Below are 317 nucleotides of genomic sequence, written 5' to 3' on the forward strand. Positions count from 1 at the left end.
AGGCAAGAGTGAGTAGGCCGGCACCGACCATAATGGTGATCACAGAGGATTTGCCGCGCCAACCTCGCAGCTTGCGGCCAATAACAACGGCTAAAAACACCCCCCAGGCGATAATGGAAAGCACCGTTTTATGCGCGTTTTCAATAGCCAGCATGGAATCTAGGAATACAAACCCAGAGAGCAGGGCGAGGCTCAACAAAGCTGTGCCAACAAACACTAATTGGTAAAGTTGCCGTTCGACCACCATCAGCGGTGGCAGGTGGCTGTATACAATGGCTAGGTCTTTGCGTTTAAGGCGTTTGTCGATGAAATAAAAC

At 50.5% G+C, this 317-nt stretch carries 1 protein-coding gene; it reads right to left on the reverse strand.

Going from position 1 to position 317, the window contains the following annotated elements:
- Positions 1-317: cytochrome c biogenesis protein CcsA (ccsA, locus tag CWB98_RS23730; RefSeq protein ID WP_171045760.1), on the reverse strand; the 317-nt coding region annotated here is incomplete at both ends.

The sequence above is a fragment of the Pseudoalteromonas rubra genome, from assembly GCF_005887115.1.
Lineage (GTDB): Bacteria > Pseudomonadota > Gammaproteobacteria > Enterobacterales > Alteromonadaceae > Pseudoalteromonas > Pseudoalteromonas rubra_F.